Source organism: Achromobacter sp. RTa, assembly GCF_000757485.1.
GTDB lineage: Bacteria > Pseudomonadota > Gammaproteobacteria > Burkholderiales > Burkholderiaceae_B > Achromobacter.
The window spans coordinates 141723-163699 of record NZ_JPYO01000022.1 but is presented as its reverse complement, the minus strand read 5'-3'; the positions used below and the strand labels follow the sequence as shown (position 1 = coordinate 163699).

19 protein-coding genes are annotated in these 21977 nt (G+C 66.0%); 2 read left to right on the top strand and 17 right to left on the bottom strand.

Features of this window, described 5'->3' with window-relative positions; translation table 11 throughout:
- Nucleotides 1–14: 14 nt before the first annotated feature.
- From cysD to JL37_RS07475, 11 genes are all read right to left on the bottom strand, one after another.
- A complete protein-coding gene (cysD, locus tag JL37_RS07525) occupies nucleotides 15–923 on the bottom strand; it encodes a sulfate adenylyltransferase subunit CysD (protein WP_043543018.1) in 909 nt (302 codons plus the stop codon).
- A 40-nt stretch (nucleotides 924–963) separates the two neighbouring features.
- A complete protein-coding gene (locus tag JL37_RS07520; protein ID WP_081954995.1) occupies nucleotides 964–1707 on the bottom strand; it encodes a phosphoadenylyl-sulfate reductase in 744 nt (247 codons plus the stop codon).
- Nucleotides 1704–2768, bottom strand: a complete 1065-nt coding sequence (locus tag JL37_RS07515; protein ID WP_043543017.1) for a sulfate/molybdate ABC transporter ATP-binding protein — start codon at nucleotides 2766–2768, stop codon at nucleotides 1704–1706. The genes JL37_RS07520 and JL37_RS07515 overlap by 4 nt, the downstream gene beginning before the upstream one ends.
- 26 nt (nucleotides 2769–2794) lie before the next feature.
- A complete protein-coding gene (gene cysW / locus JL37_RS07510; protein ID WP_043543016.1) occupies nucleotides 2795–3694 on the bottom strand; it encodes a sulfate ABC transporter permease subunit CysW in 900 nt (299 codons plus the stop codon).
- Nucleotides 3691–4581: a sulfate ABC transporter permease subunit CysT gene (gene cysT / locus JL37_RS07505; RefSeq protein ID WP_043543015.1), complete on the bottom strand. Its 891-nt coding sequence runs from the start codon at nucleotides 4579–4581 to the stop codon at nucleotides 3691–3693. The genes cysW and cysT overlap by 4 nt, the downstream gene beginning before the upstream one ends.
- 25 nt (nucleotides 4582–4606) lie before the next feature.
- Nucleotides 4607–5572: a sulfate ABC transporter substrate-binding protein gene (locus JL37_RS07500; RefSeq protein ID WP_231570313.1), complete on the bottom strand. Its 966-nt coding sequence runs from the start codon at nucleotides 5570–5572 to the stop codon at nucleotides 4607–4609.
- Nucleotides 5573–5887: 315 nt separating this feature from the next.
- Entirely contained in the window at nucleotides 5888–6529 is a 642-nt protein-coding gene (locus JL37_RS07495) for a peroxiredoxin (RefSeq protein WP_043543063.1), read from the bottom strand.
- Nucleotides 6530–6680: 151 nt separating this feature from the next.
- Nucleotides 6681–8507 (bottom strand): acyl-CoA dehydrogenase, encoded by a 1827-nt coding sequence (locus JL37_RS07490; RefSeq protein ID WP_043543013.1) that lies wholly within the window; start codon nucleotides 8505–8507, stop codon nucleotides 6681–6683.
- Nucleotides 8508–8517: 10 nt separating this feature from the next.
- A complete protein-coding gene (locus JL37_RS07485; RefSeq protein WP_043543012.1) occupies nucleotides 8518–9495 on the bottom strand; it encodes a tripartite tricarboxylate transporter substrate-binding protein in 978 nt (325 codons plus the stop codon).
- Nucleotides 9496–9559: 64 nt separating this feature from the next.
- On the bottom strand, nucleotides 9560–10327 hold the full coding sequence (locus tag JL37_RS07480; protein ID WP_043543011.1) for an enoyl-CoA hydratase/isomerase family protein: 768 nt from the start codon (nucleotides 10325–10327) through the stop codon (nucleotides 9560–9562).
- Nucleotides 10324–11529 (bottom strand): CaiB/BaiF CoA-transferase family protein, encoded by a 1206-nt coding sequence (locus JL37_RS07475; RefSeq protein WP_043543010.1) that lies wholly within the window; start codon nucleotides 11527–11529, stop codon nucleotides 10324–10326. The genes JL37_RS07480 and JL37_RS07475 overlap by 4 nt, the downstream gene beginning before the upstream one ends.
- Nucleotides 11530–11626: 97 nt before the next feature.
- Here JL37_RS07475 and JL37_RS07470 point away from each other — a divergent pair, with 97 nt between their 5' ends.
- Nucleotides 11627–12562 carry a LysR substrate-binding domain-containing protein gene (locus JL37_RS07470; protein WP_043543009.1) on the top strand — a complete coding sequence of 312 codons (936 nt, stop codon included), beginning with the start codon at nucleotides 11627–11629 and terminating at the stop codon, nucleotides 12560–12562.
- Here the strand turns inward: JL37_RS07470 and aspT (JL37_RS07465) are convergent.
- The 6 genes from aspT (JL37_RS07465) to JL37_RS07440 all read right to left on the bottom strand — a co-directional run bounded on the left by aspT (JL37_RS07465) (nucleotide 12559) and on the right by JL37_RS07440 (nucleotide 20788).
- The gene (gene aspT / locus JL37_RS07465; RefSeq protein WP_043543008.1) at nucleotides 12559–14259 is read right to left on the bottom strand and encodes an aspartate-alanine antiporter; all 1701 of its coding nucleotides are present in this window, start codon (nucleotides 14257–14259) and stop codon (nucleotides 12559–12561) included. The genes JL37_RS07470 and aspT (JL37_RS07465) overlap by 4 nt on opposite strands.
- 24 nt (nucleotides 14260–14283) lie before the next feature.
- Nucleotides 14284–16116: a bifunctional aspartate transaminase/aspartate 4-decarboxylase gene (locus JL37_RS07460; protein WP_043543007.1), complete on the bottom strand. Its 1833-nt coding sequence runs from the start codon at nucleotides 16114–16116 to the stop codon at nucleotides 14284–14286.
- 108 nt (nucleotides 16117–16224) lie between these two features.
- Nucleotides 16225–17916 (bottom strand): aspartate-alanine antiporter, encoded by a 1692-nt coding sequence (gene aspT / locus JL37_RS07455; RefSeq protein WP_043543006.1) that lies wholly within the window; start codon nucleotides 17914–17916, stop codon nucleotides 16225–16227.
- A gap of 196 nt (nucleotides 17917–18112) precedes the next feature.
- Nucleotides 18113–19042, bottom strand: coding sequence for an electron transfer flavoprotein subunit alpha/FixB family protein (locus JL37_RS07450; RefSeq protein WP_043543005.1), 930 nt, complete (start codon nucleotides 19040–19042; stop codon nucleotides 18113–18115).
- Nucleotides 19043–19044: 2 nt separating this feature from the next.
- Nucleotides 19045–19794, bottom strand: coding sequence for an electron transfer flavoprotein subunit beta/FixA family protein (locus tag JL37_RS07445; RefSeq protein ID WP_043543004.1), 750 nt, complete (start codon nucleotides 19792–19794; stop codon nucleotides 19045–19047).
- Between the two features lie 70 nt (nucleotides 19795–19864).
- A complete protein-coding gene (locus tag JL37_RS07440; RefSeq protein WP_081954996.1) occupies nucleotides 19865–20788 on the bottom strand; it encodes a histone deacetylase family protein in 924 nt (307 codons plus the stop codon).
- A gap of 10 nt (nucleotides 20789–20798) precedes the next feature.
- Here JL37_RS07440 and mltB point away from each other — a divergent pair, with 10 nt between their 5' ends.
- Nucleotides 20799–21962, top strand: a complete 1164-nt coding sequence (mltB, locus tag JL37_RS07435) for a lytic murein transglycosylase B (RefSeq protein WP_043543003.1) — start codon at nucleotides 20799–20801, stop codon at nucleotides 21960–21962.
- Nucleotides 21963–21977: the final 15 nt, after the last annotated feature.

Sequence of the window (21977 nt, the reverse complement as noted above, 5' to 3'; positions counted from 1 at the left end):
GGCGTCTTGTGCAATCAGAAATAGCCTTCTTTCTTGCGGCGCTCCATCGAGGCCTCGGAAGTCTGGTCGTCCATGCGCGTCGCGCCGCGCTCGGTGATGTCCGTTACCGCCGTCTCGGCGATGATGGCCAGGGCGTCGGCGGCGTCGGAGGCCACCGGGCAGGTGCAGGAGATATCGCCCACGGTGCGGAAGCGCACCGGCAGGCGCTCGACCTGTTCGCCGTCCTGCGGCGGCGTCAGCCGCGTGACGGGCACCAGGAGGCCCTTGCGGCGCACCACCTCGCGCTCGTGGCTGTAGTAGATGGAAGGCAGCGCCAGGCGTTCGCGCTGGATGTACTGCCACACGTCCAGCTCCGTCCAGTTGGAGATCGGGAAGACGCGCATGTTCTCGCCGCGATGCACGCGCGTATTGAACAGGCTCCACAGTTCGGGGCGCTGGGCCTTGGGGTCCCATTGTCCGAATTCGTCCCGGAACGAGAATATGCGCTCCTTGGCGCGTGCCTTTTCCTCGTCGCGCCGCGCGCCGCCGATGCAGGCGTCGAATCCGAACTCCTCGATCGCCTCCAGCAGCGTAACGGCCTGCGCGGCATTGCGCGAATCGGTTTCACGGCGCAGCACCACGCTGCCGCGCGCGATCGAATCCTCCACGCTGCGCACGATCAGGGTCTCGCCCAGCTCGGCCGCGCGCTTGTCGCGGAAGGCGATCACTTCTTCGAAGTTGTGCCCGGTGTCGATGTGCATCAGCGGGAACGGAAAGCGCCCCGGCCGGAAGGCCTTCTCGGCCAGGCGCAGCAGCACCACGGAATCCTTGCCGCCGGAGAACAGCAGGACGGGTTTCTCGCTTTCCGCGGCGACCTCGCGCAGGATGAATATCGCTTCCGATTCCAGCCAATCGAGGTGGCTGCGTTGGATGACGGCAGACATGACTACTCCACTAAGACAGATTTCGAATTCATGGGCGGCGTCACTCGACGCGCGCCACGACAGGGATGATCCGGTTGCCCGCATGCAGGCCGCATTCCTTGGAGTCCGAGGACTCCCACCACCAGCGCCCGGCCCTGAGGTCCTCTCCCGGACGGATGGCGCGCGTACAGGGCTCGCACCCGATGGACGGGTAGCCCTGGTCGTGCAGCGGGTTGTAGGGAATGCCCAGCGCGCGGATGACGGACCAGACCTCTTCCTCGCTCCATTCGGCCAGGGGATTGAACTTGTGGAGGCCGAAGACGGCGTCGTTTTCCTCTAGCGGCAGTTCGCCGCGGGTGGTGGATTGCGCCCGTCTCTGGCCGGTGATCCAGGCGCCGCGTCCGGCCAGCGCCCGCTTGAGCGGCTCGACCTTGCGGATCTGGCAACAGGCGCGGCGCAGATCCACGCTTTCGTAGAAAGCGTAGGCGCCATGCTCGGCGACGTGCCGCTCGACCGCCTGGGCGTCGGGCCGGCACACGGTGACTTCGCGCCCGTAGCGCTCGCGCACCGCGTCCAGCACGCCCAGCGTCTCCGCGTGGAGGCGGCCCGTGTCCAGCGTAAATACCTCAAGACCGGAGCCGGCGGTATAGAGCGCATGCGTCAGCACCATGTCCTCGGCGGCCAGCGACGAGGCCAGCGCGGCATCGGGATAGCGCCGCCGGATGTCGGACAGGCGCTGGTTCAGCTCGCGCCAGCGCAAGGCCAGCGCGGGATGGAGTTCGGGAAAAAGGTCGGTAGTCGTCATGCTTGCACCGCGAAAATGCGCGCCCGCCGGGGACGCGCCAGGAGGATTTCACCGTCGCGCAGGCCCAGTTCCCGGTACAGGGTCTCGGGCACCTCGGCCTCCAGCAGCGAGGAGGAATCCTCGCGGGCGAGTTCGAGGTAGGCGCTGGGCCCGGCGAGATATGCGTGCGCCAGGCGCACGGGAATGCCGTCCGTGCCGGCGCGATAGCGTTCGATATCGAACTCATGCGGCCGCACGTAGGCGGTGGCCCGCTGGCCATCGGCCTGCGCCAGCTCGGGCGCCGGCAGCGACAGCCCCGCGCCATTCCAGACGCCGCGCGTGGCCACGCCCTGGAGCTGGTTCACATCGCCCAGGAACCCATAGACGAACGGTGTGGCCGGCGTTTCCCAGACCTCGCGCGGCGTGCCCACCTGCTCGATGCGGCCCGCGTTCATCAGCACAACACGGTCTGAAACCTCCAGCGCCTCTTCCTGGTCGTGGGTCACGAACACGCTGGCCACGTGCAGTTCATCGTGCAGCCGGCGCAGCCAGCGCCGCAGCTCCTTGCGCACCTTGGCGTCGAGCGCGCCGAACGGCTCGTCCAGCAACAGCACCCTGGGCTCCACGGCCAGGGCGCGCGCCAGGGCGATGCGCTGGCGCTGGCCGCCGGACAGCTGCGCCGGATAGCGGTCGGCCAGCCAGTCCAGCTGCACCAGGCTCAGCAGGTCGTGCACCTTGCGCTGGATCCGGTCCTCGGACGGGCGCTGCGAGCGATGCTTGACCCGCAGGCCGAAGGCCACGTTCTCGAATACGGTCATGTGCTTGAACAGCGCGTAGTGCTGGAACACGAAGCCGACCTGGCGCTGGCGCACGTCCACCGCGGTGGCGTCCTCGCCCGCGAACAGCACATTGCCGGAATCGGCCGACTCCAGGCCCGCGATGATGCGCAGCAGCGTGGTCTTGCCGCAGCCCGAGGGCCCCAGCAGCGCCACCAGCTCGCCCGTCTCGATATGCAGCGAGACATCGTTGAGCGCGCGGAACTCGCCGAAACGCTTGGACAGATTGCGGACTTCGATACTCATGTTGGTCTCCGTCTGTGCCGGCCGCCTCAGGCGACCGCCGGCTTGATGGCGGCCGCCGGGCCGGGGTGCTCGACAGGCAGGTCGGCGGCCTGCTGGAAGCGCGCGTTGCGCCACTCGACGATGTTCTTGGCCACCAGCGTCACCAGCGCCAGCAGGGCCAGCAGCGAAGCCACGGCGAAGGCCGCGGCATACTGGTATTCGTTGTAGAGAATCTCGACGTGCAGGGTCATTGTGTTGGTCAGTCCCCGGATCTGTCCGGACACCACAGACACCGCCCCGAACTCGCCCATGGCCCGCGCATTGCACAGGATGGCGCCGTACAGCAGCCCCCACTTGATGTTCGGCAGCGTCACGCGCCAGAAGATCTGCCAGCCGCTGGCGCCCAGCGTCAGCGCGGCCTGCTCCTCTTCGCTGCCCTGCGCCTGCATCAGGGGAATCAGCTCGCGCGCGACGAAGGGAAAGGTCACGAACAGCGAAGCCAGGACGATGCCGGGCACCGCGTAGACGATCTTGATGTCGTGGTCCTGCAACCAGCCGCCGAACCAGCCCTGCGTGCCGAACAGCAGCACGAACACCAGGCCGGCCACCACCGGCGACACCGAGAAGGGCAGATCGATCAGGGTCACCAGGAACTGCTTGCCGCGGAACTGGAACTTCGTGACGGCCCAGGCCGCGGCAACCCCGAACACCAGGTTCAGCGGCAGCGCGATGGCCGCCACCAGCAGCGTCAGGCGGATCGCCGCCAGCGCGTCGGGCTCGACGATGGCGGCCAGGTATAGCTGCCAGCCCTTCTTGAAGGCCTCGGCGAACACCGCGGCCAGCGGCACCAGCAGGAACAGCGCCAGGAACCCCAGCGCGATGGCGAGCAGCACGCCGCGCACCCAGCGCGGCTCGGTCAGGTGGGCGGGACGATCCGACGCGCTCATGCGAGCCTCCCCAGGTTGCGGCGCGACTGCCAGCCCTGCAGCAGGTTGATGACGAGCAGCAGCGCGAACGACAGCAGCAGCATCACCGTGGCGATGGCGGCGGCGCCGGCATAGTCGAATTCCTCCAGCTTGGCGATGATCAAAAGCGGCGTGATCTCGGACACCATGGGCATGTTGCCGGCAATGAACACCACCGACCCGTACTCGCCCACCGCGCGCGCGAAAGCCAGCGCGAAGCCCGTCATCAGGGCCGGCAGGATGATGGGCAGCAGCACGCGGCGGATGGTCTGCCAGCGGTTGGCGCCCAGGCTGGCGGCCGCTTCCTCGATCTCACGTTCCACGTCTTCCAGCACCGGCTGCACCGTGCGCACGACGAAGGGCACGCCGATGAAGATGAGGGCGACCACGATGCCCAGCGGCGTGAACGCCACTTTCCAGCCGAACCAATCGGCCAGGGGGCCGCCCAGCCATCCCTTTTCGGAATACAGCGCGGTCAGCGCGATGCCCGCCACCGCCGTGGGCAGGGCGAACGGCAGATCGACCAGCGCGTCGAGGATCTTCTTGCCGGGAAAGCGGTAGCGCACCAGCACCCAGGCGACGACGGTGCCGAACACCAGGTTCACCAGCGCCGCCACCAGCGAGGCTCCGAAGGTGAGGCGGTACGAGGCCACGACGCGCGGCGCGGCCACCGTGTCCCAGAAGCCCTGCCAGCCCAGCCCCGCGCTCTTGATGGGCAGGGCAGCCAGCGGAATGAGCACGAGCACGCTCAGGTACAGCACCGCGTAGCCCATCGAGATGCCGAATCCGGGCAGCACGCCGGGGCTGTTGCGGCGAAAGGCAAAAGGCGCTTGCGCGCCGGTTGCCGCCGGGGTCGAGGCTGAAGTCATGGCCTTCGTTCCGATCGTTATGGGGTTACTTCTTCTGCGGCAGGTAGATCTGGTCGAACGTGCCGCCGTCGCTGAAATGGTCCTTCTGCGCCTTGCGCCAGCCGCCGAAGATCCTGTCGTCGATGGTCACGAGCTTGACCTGGGGGAACTTGCTTGCGTACTTGGCGGCCACCGCCTTGTCGATGGGCCGGTAATAGTTCTTGGCGATGATCTCCTGCGCGGCGGGCGTGTAGAGGAACTCCAGATAGGCCTGCGCGGCCGCCCGGGTGCCCTTCTTGTCCACCACCTTGTCGACCACGGCGACCGGCGGCTCGGCCAGGATGGACAGCGACGGCACCACGATGTCGAACTTGTCCGGGCCCAGTTCTTCCAATGCCAGGAAGGCTTCGTTTTCCCAGGCCAGCAGCACGTCGCCCACTCCGCGCTCCACGAACGTGGTGGTAGCGCCGCGCGCGCCGGTATCCAGCACCGGCACATGGCGGAGCAGGTCGCCCACGAAGGCGCGGGCCTTGTCTTCGCTGCCGCCGTTCTTCTCCAGCGCGTAGGCCCAGGCGGCCAGGTAATTCCAGCGCGCGCCTCCCGAGGTCTTCGGATTCGGGGTGATGACCTGCACGCCGTCCTTCACTAGGTCGTCCCAGTCCTTGATCTGTTTGGGATTGCCCTTGCGCACCAGGAACACGATGGTGGAGGTATAGGGCGAGCTGTTCTGCGGCAGGCGGGCCTGCCAGTCAGCGGGGAGCAGCCCGCGGTCGGCGATGGCGTCGATGTCGTAGGCCAGGGCCAGCGTCACCACGTCGGCCTCGAGGCCGTCGATGACGGAGCGCGCCTGCCGGCCCGAGCCGCCGTGCGACTGGCGGATCGTCAGGTCGACGTTCGCCTTTTCCTTGTATTGCTTGATGAACGCGTCGTCGATGGCGCGATAGAGTTCACGGGTCGGATCGTACGAAACATTCAGCAGCGTCTGCTTCTGCTGCGCCTGCGCGGGCGCCATCGCGGCAAACGACAACGTGACTGCGGCCAAGGCGGCCAGCCAACCGGCTTTCCTGAAAGACATCCCTGCTCCCTGTATCTGGCAATGTGGAAGCAAGTGTGCGGGTTGCCCGATCTGAACGGAACGAATCATTATTTCGTTGCTCATCGCTCTCAGGCATATAGGACAGCTGTCCCAGCAATGGGAAAACGGCCGCCTCTCTCCGGGGCTCGCAGTTCCCCATGCTTGGGCGGGAGAAAAAAAAACCGCCGCGTCCCCAGGAGGAAGGCGGCGGTTCCGGCGGCTCGCGGGGGGCCTGCCCCGCGAATTCCGAATTTACTTATTCGGCTGAGGCGTAATGCGCAGGTACGGACGCACGGCCTTGTAGCCCTTCGGGAACTTCTGCTTGATCACGGCTTCGTCCTGCAGGGACGGAACGATGATCACGTCGTCGCCGTCTTCCCAGTTCACGGGCGTAGCCACGCTGTGGCTGTCGGTCAATTGCAGCGAATCGATGACGCGCAGGATCTCGTTGAAGTTGCGGCCGGTGCTGGCCGGATACGTGATGGTCAGGCGTACTTTCTTGTTGGGGTCGATGATGAACACCGAACGCACGGTCAGCGTCGCATTGGCGTTCGGGTGGATCATGTCGTACAGCTCGGACACCTTGCGGTCCTTGTCGGACAGGATCGGGAAGTTCACCTTGGTGGACTGCGTGTCGTTGATGTCGTCGATCCAGCGCGTGTGCGAATCGGTGTCGTCCACCGACAGGGCCAGCACCTTCACGTTGCGCTTGGCGAACTCGTCCGCCAGCTTGGCGGTGTAGCCCAGCTCGGTGGTGCAGACCGGCGTGAAATCGGCCGGATGCGAAAACAGGACACCCCAGCTATTACCCAGATACTCATGGAAGCGGATCGGCCCAGCCGAGGATTCCTGCTCGAAATCGGGGGCGGTATCGCCCAGGCGTAGTTGACTCATGATGTCTCCTGTGTGCGGATTCAGGTTGGGGAAGGCCTGGTTGCCCGCCGGGGCGGACAACGCGGGAAGTCGTCTCTTGGCGAAGATTAGCGCCTGGAAAACGATTCTTCCATCAAACCTTTAGCCGAGGAAATACGCAAGACATATAACCTTATGCAATATTCAAGCCGGCGCCGCAGGCGTCCGCCACGACTCCGGAGCGCACGACGGCCGACAGGGCCAGCGAGCGCGGCAGGATGTGCGCGGCGTAGAACAGGCCCGTGGCGATTTTCGAGGCATGGAAGGGATCGGTGGATCCGGCGGCCAGATGGCGGCGGCAGGCCAGCACGGCCCGCGCCATCTGCCATCCGCCGTGCACCACGCCCGCCAGCATCAGGTAGGGAACGCTACTGGAATAGGCCGCCCGGATATTGGCCGCCGACTGCTCCAGGATGAACGCCACGCCCGCCTCGTATGCCTGGATGGCGCTGTCCAGGTTGTCGCGCAACAGCCGCAGCCCGTCGCGCTCGTCCGCCGCGGCGGCCGACGCCTCGGCCTCGACCGCGCGCAGCGTTTCGCGCATGGCCGCGATGGCGGCGTGCGCCGTGGCGCCGCCGTCGCGCTGCGTTTTGCGCCCGACCAGGTCGTTGGCCTGGATGGCGGTCGTGCCCTCGTAAATGGGCAGGATGCGCGCATCGCGGTAGAACTGCGCCGCGCCGGTTTCTTCGATGAACCCCATCCCGCCGTGCACCTGGATGCCCAGCGAGGCGACTTCGACGGCGCTCTCCGTCGAAAAGCCCTTGACGATGGGCACCAGGTATTCGTAGAAGGCCCGGTTGCGCGCGCGCTGCTCCGGGTCCGGGTGATGCGTGCCCTTGTCATGGGCGGCGGCGGCCACGTACGAGACGGCGCGGGCCGCCTCGGTCAGCGCCTTCATCGTCATCAGCATGCGCTGCACGTCCGGGTGGCGCACGATGGCCACGGGCCCGGCGGAGCCTTCCACCGCCCGCCCCTGCACGCGCTCGCGCGCATAGGCCAGGGCGTGCTGGTAGGCGCGTTCCGATACGCCTATGCCCTGCTGCCCCACCGAATAACGGGCGGCGTTCATCATGATGAACATGTATTCCAGGCCGCGGTTCTGTTCGCCGACCAGGTAGCCGATGGCGCCCTCGCCCACCTCGCCCTTGCCCGAACCGTACAGCAGCACCGCCGTAGGGCTGCCGTGGATGCCCAGCTTGTGCTCCAGCGAGGCGCACCAGACGTCGTTGCGCTTGCCCGGGCTGCCGTCGGCCTGCACCAGAAACTTGGGAACGATGAAGAGCGAAATGCCCTTCACCCCGGCAGGAGCGTCCGGCGTCCGGGCCAGCACCAGGTGGATGATGTTCTCGGCCAGATCGTGCTCGCCGTAGGTGATGAAGATCTTCTGGCCCGTCAGCCGGTAGCTGCCGTCGTCCTGCTTCACCGCGCGCGTCGCCACCTGGGCCAGGTCCGAGCCGGCCTGCGGCTCGGTGAGGTTCATCGTGCCCGTCCACCTGCCGCCGATCAGGTTCGGCACGTACTGCTTGCGCTGCGCGTCCGAGCCCACGGTCAGGAGGGCCTCGATCACGCCGTCGGTCAGCATGGGACACAAGGAAAAGGCCAGGCTCGCCGCCTGGATGTTCTCGCCCGGGGCGGCCGCCACCACCTTGGGCAGCCCCTGTCCACCCCAGGCCGCGGGATGCTGCAGGCCCTGCCAGCCGCCGGCCGCGTAGTCCTTGAAGCCCTGCGCATACCCCGGGGTGGTCGTGACGTGGCCGTCTTTCCAGACCGGCGGATGCGTGTCGCCCCGCACGTTCAGCGGCGCGACGGCCTGCTCGACGAAGCGGCCGTTTTCTTCCAGGATGGCGTCCACCAGATCCGGCGTCACCTCTTCGAAGCCGGGCAGTTTCAGGACCTCTTCGAGCCCGGCCAGTTCCTTCAAGGCAAAGCGGAAGTCCTGCAATGGGGTTGCGTAGGGCATGGTGTCTCCGTCAATTGGCAGTATCTAGACTCTCTTTGGCCAATCTTAAACCCTTGCCTCCCTCCTTGCGGGCGAACGCGCCGAACGCTTCCAGCGACGTGGACGGCGTCACTTCCTCGTAGCCTGCCGCCATGCCCTGCCGCACATCGTCAAGCGCCAGCACGGCGTTGCTCGCCTTGAACAGCGCATCGAGCACCTCCGGCGGCGTGCCCTTGGGCGCGAAAACGCCCCACCAGTTGGAGAGGTCGTAGCCCGGCACGGTCTGCGAAATGGGAGGGTACGGCAACAGCCGCGAAGGCTGGCCGGACGTTACCGCCAGCGCCACCACCTTGCCGGTATCGATGACCGCCTTGGCCGAAGGCGCGGTGGCGAACGAGATATCGGTGTCGCCCGCCGCCACGGATTGCGCCGCGGCGGCGCCCCCCTTGAACGGGATGTGCATCAGTTTCACGCCCGCAAGCGTCATGAATTCGACCGCCGCCAAATGGGTGATGACGCCGTTGCCGGACGACGCTACGTTGATGGTTCCCGGTTTGCTCTTCGCCCGGTCGATCAGGTCCTGCACGTTCTTGAGCCCCAGCTTCGCATTCGCGATCAGGACCATGGGGCCCGTGGTGAGCTGCGCTACGGGCACGAAGTTATCCGGCGTGTAGTCCACCTTGTACAGCGCGCTATCGCTGCCCATGACGCTGGAATTGCCCAGGTACAAGGTATAGCCGTCGGCGGCCGCGCGCGCCGCAAGGCTGGCGCCGATGGTCGAACCGGCGCCGGGCCGGTTTTCGACGACGACCGGCTGCTTGAGCTGCCTGGCCAGCGCGTTCGCGTAGACGCGACCCACCTGGTCCGCTCCCCCGCCGGGCGGAAAACCTATCACCAGGGTAATGGGCTTGGACGGATACGCTGGACCGGCTTGTGCGCCGCTCGGCACTACGGACAACGTGACTGCAGCGGCGAGCAAGGCGCCGCAGGCGGAAATGGCGGGGTTCATGGGAGTCTCCTTTGGTGGGTTCGGAGCCGCTTCTGGCGCGGCCCTCCGTTGAGCGCCGGCCGCCTCAGCGGCCGGTGAAATTCGGCGCGCGCTTCTCCTTCCAGGCCTTGGCGCCCTCGGCCAGGTCCTGCGACTGCTCGGATCGCAATACCGCCTGTTCGATACCGGCCTCGTCGATGTCCCCCCGCGCGATGCGGTTCAGCTGCGCTTTCACGCCGAACAGCGGTATCGGCGCCATCGCGGCAATCTGTGCGCTCAGGGCATCCAGCCGGTCATGCAGGCGATCTTCGGGCACGAGCTCGGTCAGGAATCCGATGCGCAGCATCTCGTCGGCCTGGAGCCGCTCGGCCGTCAGGAACAGGCGCTTGGCCTGGGCCAGGCCCAGCCGCGTCACGTAGCGCGACATGCCGCCCGCATAGAAATGCAGGCCAAGGCGCGTCGCCGGCATGAACATGTCGGCCTGCGGCGTGCCGATGCGGAAATCGCAGGCCAGGCACAGATCGGTGCCTCCGCCATACGCCCCTCCCTGGACCGCGGCGATCGTGACCGGCCTCGCCGCCTCGATCAGGTCCATGGTCTGGCCGAAATAGAGCGAACTGGGCGCGCTGTCCGAGGCCAGCGACGAAATGTCGTAGCCGCTGCAGAAATACTTGCCCTCGGAAACGATGCGCAGCACCAGCACCGCTTCATTGGCATTCACCGTTTCAAGATGGCCCCGGAGGACGTCCAGATCCTGCGGGCCGAGCCGGTTCGCGTGGGCGGGCCTGCGCAGGCGGATGGTCGCAATGCGCCCATCCACGGACAGGCTGGGCGTCTCGGAAGCGGCTGTCATGCGGCGGCCTCCGCCTGATGCGCCACGCCGTCGGCCAGCAGGCGGTCGATCTCGGCTTGCGCCATGCCATAGCGGGCGAAGACTTCGCGCGTATGCTGGCCGAACATGGGAGGAGCGCGGTGGCTTGCGGCTTCCGCGCCGCTCAGGCCCAGAGGCAGGCCCACCTGCCGCAATTCGCCCAGCACCGGATGCGTCAGCGACTTCACCAGCCCGCAGGCCTGCACCTGGGGATCGGCGAACACGTCTTCCAGGGTGTTGATCGGCCCCGCGGGAATGCCGCCTTCGATCATCAGCGCCGTCCACTCCATGCGCGTCTTGCGCTTGAGCCCCGCCTCGAGCTCCAGCTTCAATTCGTAGCGATGCTGCATGCGTTCGGCATTCGTGAGGAAACGCCCGTCGGACACCAGGTGGGAAAGCCCGAGAATGCAGCAGAGCTTGACCCACATCGCCTGGGTCGCCGGCGCCAGGTTGAGCGGCCCATCGGCGGTTTCGAACGTGCCGTAGGGCGCGATCACGGGGTGCACGTTGCCGCAGGGCTCTGGCACCTCATCCTTGCTGAGATAGCGCTGGCCCTGCACGCTGAGCAGCGCCATGAGCCCGGCCAGCAAGGAAGTCTCCACGTGCTGCCCGCGTCCGGTCGAGGCGCGCTGCGCGACGGCGGACAGGATGCCGATCACCAGCCACATCCCCGCGGTCAGGTCGCCGATGGCGACGCCCACCCGCGTCGGCCCCGACTCCGGCGTGCCCGTCAGGCTCATGAATCCGGAATAGCCTTGCGCCACCTGGTCGAAGCCCGCCCAATCGCGGGCCGGCCCCTTGCTGCCGAAGCCTGAAATCGAGGCCAGGATCAGACCGGGGTGTTCTTGCGCCAGCGAGGCGTATCCCAGGCCCATCGCGTCCATCGTGCCGACCTTGAAGTTCTCGACCACGATGTCGGAGGCCAGGGCCATCCTGCGAAGCAGCGCCAGCCCTTCCGGCTTGCGGAAATCGACGCCTATGCCTTGCTTGCTCCGATTGGCACTAAGATAATAAACACTTATATCATCGTCGAAAGGCCCCCATTGCCGCGCCATCTCGCCCGCCGGCATGGGTTCCACCTTGACGACCTCGGCGCCCAGGTCTCCCAGAATCATTGTGCAGAAAGGCCCGGAGAGCGCCCGGGTCAGATCCAGCACCTTCAGCCCGGCCAATGGCAGACTCATTTCATCGTTCTCCTCTGATACGAAACCCATTCTAGGCAGCGCCTCAGAGGCATAGAAAATACTATTTTCCGATTCTTCCATAAGATTTTCTTATTCCATGAATCTGCGCCAACTCAAGTACTTCGTCCGCGTCGTGGAAATGCAGAACATGACCCGCGCCGCGGAAAGCCTGCATGTGGCGCAGCCCGCGCTCAGCCAGCAGATGTCGCTGCTGGAGGAAGGCCTGGGCGTCGCGCTGCTGGTGCGCGGCGCCAAAGGCGTGCAGCCCACCGCGGAAGGCCTGCTGTTGTACCGGCACGCGCAGACCATCCTGCGCCAGGTCGACAGCACCCGCAGCCTGCTGTCGAAAACGGCCGATCAGGTCACCGGCACGGTATCGATAGGGCTGGCCTCCAGTACCGCGCGCATGCTGGCATTGCCGCTCATGCGCCGCGCCAAGGCGGAGCTGCCTTCGGTGGTGCTGGAAATCGTCGACGTGCCCAGCGCGGACCTGACCAAGCTGGTCCTGCAGGGACGCATCGACTTTTCCCTGTCTCCGGACCAGCAGCCCATGCAGGGGCTGCGGCGCACACCGCTCCTGAGGGAGAGCCTTTTCCTGCTGGCTCACGCCAGCGTCGCGCTGCCGCGCCGCACGTTGACGATCGAGGATTTCGCCGCCTTGCCGCTGGTCCTGCCCAGCCTGCCCAATACGCTGCGGGCGCGGCTGGACCACGCCTTCCTTACCGCCGGCCTGACCTGCAACCTGTTCGCCGAAGCCAGCACCTCGGCCATCCTGGTCCCCGCCGTGCGCAGCGCGATGGCCGCCACCATCCTGCCCTGCTCCGCCGCCCAGCCCGAGATCGCGGAAGGATCTATCGTGGCGCACGCGCTGGACGACAGCCTGTCGCGCGAACTGGTGCTGTGCGCCAGCGAAAGCCTTCCCCCGTCCCTGGCGCAAAGCCAAGTCATGGCGATGTGCAAGGATGAAATAAAACGCCTGATCAACGATCAGGCGTGGCAGGGATGCACGTTGCTGGACCCAGGGCGGCGCTAGCCCAGGTGATGCGCCAGCGATACGATGATCGGCCCCAGCACGGGCAACAGCACGTTGGCGATGGCGTAGGTCACCGTGTAGCCGAGCAGCGGCACCGAACTGCCGCTGGAGCTCAGGATGGCGCTGATGGCGGGCGTGCTCACATGCTGGCCTGCTATCGCCCCCACCAGCAAGGGCCCTTCGATCTTCAGGATCTTGTGGCCCAGCCAAAGCGACAGGCTGGCTGGCCCGAGCGACACCAGCAGGCCTATCACCGGCAATACGGCGCCATGCTCACGGATCAGCGACACGGCTTCCGGCCCCGCCGACAGGCCGACACAGGCCACGAAGATCGCCAGGCCGAGGTCCTTGATCAGTTGCACCGCATGGTCCGGGATATGGCCCAGCGCGGGCCGCTTGGCGTTGATCCAGCCGCAGACCAGGCCGCTGACGAGCGCCCCGCCTCCGCTGCCCAGCGACACGGGAATGCCCCAGAGCCGCGCGCTCAGGCTGCCGATCAGCAAGCCGGCCAGGATGCCGAAGGCCAGGAACACCAGGTCCGTGACGCCGCTGCGCCGCAACTCGTTGCCCAGGGCCGCGCCGGCTTCCGAGAGCTCGGGCTCGGCGCCCACCAAGGTGACAAGGTCGCCGTACTGCACCACCGTGGACAGGGTGATCGGCAGGGAATGGCCGGAGCGCACGATGGACTGCACGAAGACGCCGCGCGCGCGCTGCGCCCGCGGCCGCCTGGCCAGCTCCCTGATCGTATGCCCGTTGACGGCCTTCTTGTTGACGATGACGGCCAACTCCCGCAGCTGCAGGTCGTCCACGTGCGCCTCGGGCAACTGGATTTCGGGGCCGATCACGGACCCCGCGCGCAGCGCAAACCGCCGCATGCCCAGCACCACCACCACGTCGCCCGTGGCCAGCAGATAATCGGGCGTTGCGTCGACCGCTACCCCATTGCGCAGGATGCGGCTGATGACGGTGCGTCCGCCCAATTGCGACTCCACCTCGGCCACGCTCTTGCCATCGACGTCCTTCACCACGTGCGCGCGGCCGACGAGCCGGGGCAGCGTGGGCATGTTTGCCTCCTCGATTTCCCCCCCGGTCACCCCCAGCTTTTCCTCCAGCGCTTTGGAAGCCTCGCGTAGATTCATGCGCAGCAGCGCCGGCGCGATCTGGCTGGTGAAGAACACGATGCTGATCAGGCCCACCAGGTAGGTCAGCGTATAGGCGGTGGCGATATTCGCTTCCATGCGCTGGACATCCGCGTCGGCCAGCCCCAGGTGCTTGAGCGCTTCCGCCGCCGTGCCCACCACGGCCGACTCGGTCGCCGCTCCCGCCGCCAGTCCCGCCGCCGTGCCGGCGTCCAGGCCGAACAAAGGCACGGCGGCCAGCACGATCGCCAGCACCAGCAAGGCCTCGATGATGGGCAGCAGGATATAGCGCAGGCTGGAGCGGTTGAGGTTGGCGAAGAATTGCGGGCCGCCCGAATACCCCATGGCGAAAATGAACAGGGCGAACGCAACCTCCTTCAGCTCGCCGCGGATCTGGCATCCCGTCTGGCCGATCAGCAGGGCGACGATGAGCGTTCCGCACACTCCGCCCAGCTGGATCGGCCCGACCTTGAGCTTGCCGATCAGGTATCCCAAGCCCACCGTCACGAACAGCACTGCGATGGGGACGCTATTGAAAAACCCGACGCTGCAAGTCATGTCGTCATATCGCCCTTGGGTTTGCTATTTGCGTGCCGCGCCCTTCCTGGCCGACTTGGCGTCGGTGTCGGCTTTCTTGACCGCCTGCTTGATCGCCTTCCTGGCCACGCTGGCGCCGGCCTTCTTGCTTCCCGTCGAGCGCTTGGCCGCGGAGGCCTTGATCTTCTGGCCCTTGCCGGCCGTGGGGCCCGAACGCACCAGTTCGGAGTGCTTCCACGCCTCAACATACTCGGTCGCGGCTTCGACCATGTGCTTGCCGATCTTGGCGTAGTCGCCGTCGTCCAGGTTGGCCAGCGAAATGCGGATCGACCACGGCGGCCCACCGAAGCCGCCGCCGTCCATCAGCACCACGCCGGACTTCTCGGCCAGGCGGAACAGGAAGTCCACGGGCTCGTAGTTGCCGACCATGTACTTGCAGAATCCGTCCCCGTACATGATCTTGGCCCAGACCATGAAGTCCAGCTCCACGTAGTACCACGCCCGCATGGGATCTTCGGGGGGCATGGGTATGCCCAGGCCGCGCCACAGCGCGTCGCGCCGGTCGCGCACGATCTTCATCGTCAGGTGCTTGTAGTCGTCCTTCAGGTCCAGCAAGTGCGACAGCGCGAAAAGCCCCATCTGCACCTGCTGCGGCAGCGACAGGCCGGCGGTGTGGTTCAGCGCGACGTTGCGGCTGTCGGCGACCATCCGGTCGATGAACTTGAGCTTTTCGGGCTCCATCGTCATGGCGCCATAGCGCTTGTTCAGGCGCTTCTTCCAGGCCGCCGGCAGCTCGGCGATGCGACGGTCCATCGTGTTCGTCTCATGGGTCGCGATCACCCCCAGGCGCCACCCCGTGCAGCCGAAATTCTTCGAAAACGAGTACACGCAAATCGTGTTGTGCGGCACTTCGGCCATCAGCGAGCGGAAATTCGGGACGAAGGTGCCGTATACGTCGTCCGTCACCAGCACCAGGTCAGGGTTCTTGCGGATCAGGCGCACGATCTGCTTCATTTCCACCGGGCTGAACGCCACGGACGGAGGATTGCTGGGGTTCACCGTCACCGCCAGCTTTATCTTGGGATCCTCCAGCTTGGCGATCTCGGAAGCCGGATAGTGCCAGTCGTGCGTGCCGTCGGCCCGCATGCTGTCGGCATTGATCGCCACGATCTTGAACTGGAAACGCTCCAGGTGCGCGATCTCGATGTAGGGAGTGAAGGTCGGCAGGAACAGCGCGATGGTATCGCCCTGCTTGAGCAGCCCATTCTGCATCAGCGAATCGAAGATGTAGCACATGGCAGCCGTACCGCCCTCGACCGGGAACAGGTCGAACTTGCCCTTGGGAGGACGGCCATCGCACATTTCCTTGATCAGGTAATCGTGCACGATCTGTTCCAGATGGACCAGGGCGCGCGGCGGCACGGGATAGTTGTCGCCGATGACGCTGTCGGTCAACTCATGGATCCAGGCGTCAGGGTCGAAGCCCTTGACCTTCACGCCATAGTCCAGCGCGCCAAGCAGGAAGTCACGGCCTTCCTGGCCTTTGTTCTTGGACAGGAATTTGCGCAAGCGGTCGGCGCAGCCCTTCTTCGGCGGCATTCCGGCCAGGATCGTCTCGTCGCGGACCCGACGCGCTTCCTTCATCGCGAACTGGCCCAGCAGGAAAAACGCGTCGCGCGGCTCGGTGGCTATCCAGTTCGGATTGCCGCGTCCGGCATTCAACATGGTCAGCGCGGCAGTGTGCTGATTGTCCTTGGCCAGCGTAATCAGGTAGTCCTTAAGCTCGAAGGGAGAAAGCTGTTCGAGATCGCGTTGGCGCGAGCGGGTCGTTTTCAGGGCCGAGGCCAGGCTGATGGAGAGAGGCGCGGTGGAAGCCATTGTTCAGTACTCCTGGTTGCGTTGTGACAGGCGCTTGCCGGGACGGCGGGCTTGCCCTGGCCGTCCTTCTTGTGCTGTCCGCGGACCGGCGGGCCCGCGGGCGGCCCGCTAGGTCATGAGCATGACGATGACGATCCCCCAGATGATGAGCAGGGTATTGCCGATCGCGTAAGGCACTGTGTAGCCCAGGGCGGGCACCTGGCTTTTCGCCGTTTCGGTGATCTGCCCGATGGCGGCCGTCGTGGTCCGGGCGCCTGCGCAGACGCCCAGCGAGATGGCGGGGTGGAACTTGAAAACGTAGCGGGCGATGTACACGCCCAGGATCATGGGCACGCTGGTGGCGATGATGCCTGCCACGAAGAGCTTGGCGCCAAGTTGCTGGAAGCCCAGCACGAAGCCCGGTCCGGACGAGATGCCGACGACCGCCACGAAGGTGGTCAGTCCGACGGACGTCAGGAACCAGTGCACCGGTTCCGGCACTCGCCCGAAGGTCGGGTGCACCGAGCGCAGATAGCCGAAGATCAGGCCGGCGATCAGCGAGCCGCCCGAGGTCGACAGCGTGATGGGGATGCCGCCCACGGTCAGCACCAGGGAGCCGAACAGGCCGCCCAGCAGGATGCCGAAGCCCACGAACACCATGTCGGTCTGGTCGGTGGCGCGATCCACGTAGCCCACCTTGCCGACCGCCCGCTCCACGTCGCGCTTGGCGCCCAGCAGGAACAGCCGGTCGCCACGGTCCAGTTTCAGGCCCCAGTTGACGGGCATTTCATGGCCGCCGCGCACGACCTTGCGCAGGAAGACGCCGCGGCCCAATTCACGCACCGCCTCGCTCTCGGCGATTTCCTGCACCGTCTTGCCGGCAATGTTCTTGTTCGTCAGCACGACTTCGACCACCTCGGCGGGCAGATTGATCACGTCGCGGTCCTCGACCTCGCCGCCGATGATGCCGGGGGCTTGCGTGACCAGGGCGTCGTGCCGGCCGGTCACCCCGAGCACGTCGCCGGCCTGAAGCACGGTCTTGGAATCGCTGTCCAGGATCTGGTCGCCGCGGCGGATGCGCTCGACGAAGACCCGGGCCTCGACGAAGCGGGCTTCCAGCTCACCCACCGTCTTGCCCACGAGCTCCGGGCGGTCCAGCCTGTAGGCGCGGGCCGTGAACTTGCGGTAGCCCGACAGCTCCATGGAGTCGGCGCCGCCGGACATCTTGGCCTCGTATTCCTGGCATTCCTTCACGATGTCCACGCGCATCAGCTTCGGGCCAAGCGACGCCAGGATCCAGGCGCTGCCCACCGTGCCGAAGATGTAGCAGACGGCATAGGCCACCGGAATGCTGTCGATCCACTTTTTCTTGGTGTCGGCGTCGACGCTCAAGCCATTGATCGTGTCGGTAGCCACCCCCATCACCGCGGAAATCGTCTGCGCGCCGGACAGCAGGCCCGCGCCGGTGCCGGCGTCAAAGCCGAAGGCGACTGCCGTGCCCCAAGTAACCAGCAAGCAGATGACGCAAATGATGACCGCGAAGATGACCTGTGGAAGGCCATCGCTTTTCATGCCGCGGAAGAATTGAGGCCCGACGCCATAGCCGAGCCCAAAAAGAAAAAGCAGGAAGAAAACCTGCTTCACGATTGGTGCGATGGTGATGTTCAGTTGCCCGACCAGCACCCCCACCAGCAGCGTGCCGGTGACCGCCCCCAGATTGAACCCGAATATCTTCTTGGCGCCTATCCAATATCCCAGGCCCAAGGTAAGGAATATCGCGAGTTCCGGATACTTTCGCAGAGTGTCAAAGAACCATTCCATCCCGAATCTCCTTCGTTCTGTACAGGTCAAGCACTTTCGCTAATCGAGCCGCGCGAAATACATTATCAGAATCTTTCGATAAATCAAAAGATTTGTGGCATCGGAATCAAACCCGGCCGGGCAGCGGTTTCCAGAAATGGAAAAGCCCGCCAGCGTCGACGCTGGCGGGCTTTCGGCAAAGCAGGCCTTGAAAGGCTTACAGTGCGTTGGTCAGTTCGGGCACGACCTGGAACAGGTCGCCGACCAGGCCGTAGTCGGCCACGCCGAAGATCGGCGCTTCCGGATCCTTGTTGATGGCGACGATGACCTTGGAATCCTTCATGCCGGCCAGGTGCTGGATGGCGCCCGAGATACCAACCGCCACGTACAGCTGCGGGGCGACGATCTTGCCGGTCTGACCGACTTGCCAGTCGTTAGGCGCGTAGCCCGCGTCGACCGCGGCGCGCGAGGCGCCCAGCGCCGCGCCCAGCTTGTCGGCCAGCGGATCCAGGATCTTGAAGTTCTCGGCACTGCCCAGGCCACGGCCGCCCGAGACCACCACGCGCGCGCCGGCCAGTTCGGGACGGTCGCTCTTGGCGACTTCGCGGCCCACGAAGGTGGACAGGCCCGAATCGGCCACGGCGGCTACCTCTTCCACGGCGGCCGAGCCGCCTTGGGCGGCAACCGCGTCAAAGCCGGTGGTGCGCACGGTGATGACCTTCACGGCATCGGCCGACTGCACCGTGGCGATCGCGTTGCCGGCGTAGATCGGGCGCTGGAAGGTGTCGGCGGATTCCACGCCGATGATGTCGGAGATCTGCGCCACGTCCAGCTTGGCCGCCACGCGCGGGGCCACGTTCTTGCCCGAGGCCGTGGCCGGGAACAGGATGTGGCTGTAGCCCGAGGCCACCGCCAGCACCTGGGCCGCGACGTTCTCGGCCAGGCCGTCGGCCAGTTGCGGCGCGTCGGCCAGCAGGACCTTGGCCACGCCCGCGGCGGCGGCAGCCTGCTCGGCCACCGCGCGCGCATTGGCGCCGGCGACCAGCACGTGCACGTCGCCTCCGATCTTGGCGGCGGCGGCGACGGCGTTCAGGGTTGCGCCCTTGAGCTGGGCGTTATCGTGTTCGGCAATAACCAGCGTCGTCATGTTCAGACCACCTTCGCTTCGTTCTTGAGTTTGTCCACCAGGGCCGCGACATCGGCCACCTTGATGCCGGCCTTGCGGGCGGGCGGCTCGCTGACCTTCAGCGTCTTCAGGCGGGGAGCCGGATCCACACCCAGATCTTCAGGGGTGACGGTGTCGAGCTGCTTCTTCTTGGCCTTCATGATGTTCGGCAGCGTGACGTAGCGCGGCTCGTTCAGGCGCAGGTCGGTGGTGACGATGGCCGGCAGCTTGAGCGTCAGCGTCTCCAGGCCGCCGTCCACTTCGCGAGTGACGGTAGCCTTGCCGTCGGCCAGCTCGACCTTGCTGGCGAACGTGGCCTGCGGCCAGTCCAGCAGCGCGGCCAGCATCTGGCCGGTCTGGTTGGCGTCGTCGTCGATGGCCTGCTTGCCCAGGATCACCAGCTGCGGCTGTTCCTTGTCGACCAGCGCCTTCAGCAGCTTGGCCACGGCCAGCGGCTGCAGCTCGGCGTCGGTCTGCACCAGCACGCCGCGGTCGGCGCCGATGGCCATCGCCGTGCGCAGCGTCTCCTGGCATTGCGCAACGCCGCAAGAAACCGCCACCACTTCCGCAACCGCGCCCTTTTCCTTCAGCCGCGTCGCTTCCTCGACGGCGATTTCGTCAAAGGGGTTCATGGACATCTTCACATTGGCGATATCCACACCAGTCTGATCAGACTTGACGCGCACCTTGACGTTGTAGTCAACGACGCGCTTGACAGGTACCAACACCTTCATCCCGCTGCCTCCAAATGGAAATAATTACCCGGCATGCGCCGGGATCGCATTGCACAATTTTTTCCTGATTCTACAGCTTCGCCAGCGCTCGTATATGCGCGACCACGCTGCGCCCCAGGGCTGACAAGTTGTAACCGCCCTCCAGCGTGCTGACGATCCGGCCCTGGCAATGGCGATCCGCGACCTCGACGAGCCGTTCGGTGATCCAGGCATAGTCGGCCTCGACCAGGCCCATCTGGCCCATATCGTCCTCGCGATGCGCGTCGAAACCGGCGGACACCAGGATCAATTCGGGCTTGTGCGCCTCCAGCCGGGGCAGCCAGGTATCCGTCACGATGGCCCTGACGGCGGCCCCCGCCGTATAGGCCGGCACGGGCACGTTCAGCATATTGGCGGCCGGGTGGTCGGCGCCGCTGTTCGGAAAGAAGGGATGCTGGAAGAAGCTGCACATCAGCACGCGCTCGTCCCCGGCGAAGACGTCTTCGGTGCCATTGCCGTGGTGCACGTCGAAATCAATGATGGCCACGCGCGCCAAACCGTGGAAATCCAGCGCATGCTGCGCCGCAATAGCAATGTTGTTGAGAAAGCAGAATCCCATAGCCTGGGAGCGGCAGGCATGGTGCCCGGGAGGCCTCACCGCGCAGAAGGCGGTGCGCGCTTCGCCGCCCACCACCGCGTCCACCGCCGCCACCCCCGCGCCGGCCGCGTACAGCGCGGCCTCGTAGGTGTGCGGGTTCATCAGCGTATCGGGATCTATAGGGAAATACCCTTGGTCCGGCGTGTTTTCGCGCAGACTGTTCAGATACTGGACAGTGTGCACGCGCAACAAGTCGTGACGGGATGCCTGCGGCGCCTGCCGGTCATCCAGGTAAGGCATCAATCCGCTGGCGAGCAACTGGTCCGAAATGGCGTCCAGCCTCTGCGGGCTTTCGGGATGCCAACTCCCCATTTCATGCAAGCGGCATGCCGGGTGGGTAAGATACATGGTCTCCATAAGGAAGATTATGTTCATCTGTCGGCGATTACTGCAACTCGGAGCCCTTTCCGCCGTGCTGGCGGGCTGCTCCACCACCGCTCCCTCCGCTACCTCCGCATCCAACCCGGCTTCCCAGCCCGCCGCCTCGTCATCCGCCCCTGCCCCCATCCGCATCGGCCCCTCAGCGCCGCCCCCCGGCTCCGAACTGTCGGACGACGGCCCCGCCGCGCTGGGCGCCAACGGCGCGCTGCGGCCGGAAGTCCGTTCGTTCGTGGAGAGCCTGGCCACGGATCGCCAACTGCCGCTGGACCCGATGGTCGCGGCGCTGGAGAGCTCGCGCTACAACGCCACGGTCGCGCGCCTGATCGCGCCGTCCCCGCCGGGCAAGAAAATCTGGCGCAGCTGGCTGACGTACCGTTCGCGCTTCGTCGAACCCAAACGCATCGGCTGGGGCGTCGACTTCTACAACGAGAACCGTGACCTGCTCAACCAGGCCGCCCAGCGCTTCGGCGTGCCCGCGCCCATCATCGCGTCGATCATCGGCGTGGAAACGCTGTACGGCCGCAATATGGGCAACTTCCGGGTGCTGGACGCCCTGACCACGCTGGCCTTCGACTACCCGGACCCTGCCAAGCCCGAGCGCGCCACGATGTTCCGCGGCCAGTTGGCGGACTTCCTGACCCTGGTCATGCAGGACAAGCTGGATCTCGAAACCCGCGGCTCATACGCCGGCGCCATCGGCATGCCGCAATTCATGCCCACCAGCGTCATCCACTACGCGGTCGACGGCGACGACAACGGCCATATCGACCTCACCAACAACACCCGCGACGCGATCATGTCGGTGGGCAGCTTCCTGTCGCAACACGGCTGGCAGCGCGGCCTGCCGGTGTTCGCGCCCGTGACGCTGCCCGTGGACCCCACCCCGCTGGTCGACGGCGGGCTGGAGCCCAAGCAGAGCTGGGGCTCGCTTACGGCGGCCGGCGCGCGCCTGCAGCCGGGCGCCTCCGGCGACGGTTGGACCAGCCAGCCGCTGGGAGTCGTCGACCTCGTGGAGGAAGCCCGGGGCACGGCGCAGTACCGCGTCGGCACGCCCAACTTCTTCGCGCTCACCAAGTACAACCGCAGCTATTTCTACGCCACTTCCGTGGCCGACCTGGCCGACGAGATCGAGGTCCGCGTGGGCCGCTAGACGCCGGCCGTGAAC